Annotated in this window: 4 protein-coding genes; 2 read left to right on the top strand and 2 right to left on the bottom strand. The window is 42.9% G+C overall.

Annotated features, from left to right (window positions below):
* Positions 1 to 280 precede the first annotated feature (280 nt).
* Both LKE08_RS00205 and LKE08_RS00210 read left to right on the top strand, forming a co-directional pair.
* Positions 281 to 544 carry a hypothetical protein gene (locus LKE08_RS00205; RefSeq protein WP_324702180.1) on the top strand — a complete coding sequence of 88 codons (264 nt, stop codon included), beginning with the start codon at positions 281 to 283 and terminating at the stop codon, positions 542 to 544.
* On the top strand, positions 541 to 954 hold the full coding sequence (locus LKE08_RS00210) for a PIN domain-containing protein (RefSeq protein WP_324702181.1): 414 nt from the start codon (positions 541 to 543) through the stop codon (positions 952 to 954). Before LKE08_RS00205 ends, LKE08_RS00210 begins: the two co-directional genes overlap by 4 nt.
* 149 nt (positions 955 to 1,103) lie before the next feature.
* Here LKE08_RS00210 and LKE08_RS00215 read toward each other — a convergent pair whose 3' ends face one another.
* Positions 1,104 to 1,325 (bottom strand): hypothetical protein, encoded by a 222-nt coding sequence (locus LKE08_RS00215; RefSeq protein WP_324702182.1) that lies wholly within the window; start codon positions 1,323 to 1,325, stop codon positions 1,104 to 1,106.
* 3 nt (positions 1,326 to 1,328) lie between these two features.
* On the bottom strand, positions 1,329 to 1,802 hold the full coding sequence (locus tag LKE08_RS00220; RefSeq protein ID WP_324702183.1) for a type II toxin-antitoxin system VapC family toxin: 474 nt from the start codon (positions 1,800 to 1,802) through the stop codon (positions 1,329 to 1,331).
* Between the last annotated feature and the right edge of the window lie 137 nt (positions 1,803 to 1,939).

Genomic DNA, 1,939 nt, shown 5'->3' on the forward strand with positions numbered 1-1,939 from the left:
GTGACCCTCTTATCAATAATGGTAAAAACCCGCATCTCTCGGCTGAGAATCACGCACCATCGAGAGTGATGGATTGCCGATCAGAAACCGGGTTTCTACTTCAATCTGGGTGGGGATGCAGAAACTCTGATAGAAACCCGGTTTCTGAGTAGATGTAGGGTGTGTGACCCTCTGCTATTAATGATGCTAAAAACCCGAATCTCCTGGCTGAGGGTCACGCACCATGTTGCCATTCATAGGGATTGGAGTTAAAATCGTATCAAGTTCACTGAATAAACTTATGTCACAACATACCCTAATTCTATCTGAACAAACTTATCAAGCCCTCCTCGAAGTCGCCCAAAAACAAGGGTTAACTCCCGAAAGTTGGATTTTATCTCAACTTGAACAACCCCAGCCTGAAGCCGAACTGTTATCTGAAAAAATTGGAGATTTAATTGGGGCGATCGATAGTCAAATGGAACCTCATCATCAGGTTCAGCCAACTAATTTTGGCGAACAGATTGCCACAAAATTATCTAAACAAGGACTGCGACGACCATGATTTTAGTGGACACTGGGCCTCTCATTGCTCTGATTGACAAAGGCCAGGGAGACACCCATGTTAAATGTGTTCAAACTTACAAAACTCTAACAGGTTCCATGTTAACAACATGGCCTTGTTTTACTGAGGCGATGTACTTCTTATCAGAACTGCGAGGTTGGTCAGCACAGGCTATCTTATGGGAGTTCATCAATAGAAAAGCCTTGTATCTTCATGCAGCTAATGAAGCAGAATGTGAACGCATGAAAGTTTTGATGGAAAAATATAAAGATCTACCTATGGATTTAGCCGATGCTTCTCTGGTTGCTGTGGCAGAAAGTCAAAAGATTAAGCGGATTTTTACATTAGATAGTGATTTTTATGTTTATCGACTCTATGATAAAGATGCTTTTGACGTGATCCCAGGATGAGCTATAAAAGAGTCAGTGTGGCTCCCCAAATGTAGGGTGTGTGACCCTCCCCTATCAATGATGGTAAAAACCCGCATCTCTCGGCTGAGGGTCACGCACCATTTGGAAAATTGGCGCGATCGCGATTCGGGGTTCAAACAACCTAACAGCTAAGTTGATGGGTGGCTGGTTTCTTTGGTTTCACCATCAAGATGGAGTCTACTCCAGCGTTTTTTTAGACCGGGTTTTCGCGACAAATTAACAACTTCTCTACCACTTTCTGCTTGCTTTTGGCGTAAGTCTTCAAATATAGCATTCAAATCGTAGTTGAAAGACTTGGCATAGCGATCGCGAATTTTGTGAATTTCTTCGACAATTTCATCTTTCCACATGGACTAATCTCCCATCAATTCGTTTGGCGTACATAAGACAGGCAAAACATAGCCACAATCCAGACTAATTTCTGCCAATTTTCCTTGAATTTGAGCATTTGCGATGTGCTTGCAATTCCATGTTAACAAATAATCCATACCGTGAACAGTGGCGGCAGCGATATGGATCGCATCTATCTTGGCTTTAGGAGGCAAATTGCTTCGGGCTAAAAATTGTGCAGCCAAACCTTGTACCGCCTGATTCAAATCCAGCAACGGAAAATCACCTAAAATCTCTAGTCGTTGAGTCGCGATCGCCGGATCTCCTTGTGCTACTTCATCTAAAACGGCTTCTGATGTATAAAGAGTAAAAGCATTCCGGCGTAGTTCCCACCAATTCTTTGTAATCTCCATGTTGGCAGCGATAATCAAGTTTTTGGTTGATCTGGCGGTTAGATACCCCAAGATACTGGTTTCGATATAAACCGTTTCACTCATATAGATAAAAGTCAACTGACTCTATTTTATGCTAAAGCGATCGCTACCAGTGCAGAGAAAGGCGATCGCTCCCCAGATGTAGGGTGTGTGACCCTCTTATCAATAATGGTAAAAACCCGCATCTCTCGGCTGAGAAT

Source organism: Lyngbya sp. CCY1209 (assembly GCF_035615495.1).
Taxonomy (GTDB): domain Bacteria; phylum Cyanobacteriota; class Cyanobacteriia; order Cyanobacteriales; family Microcoleaceae; genus Limnospira.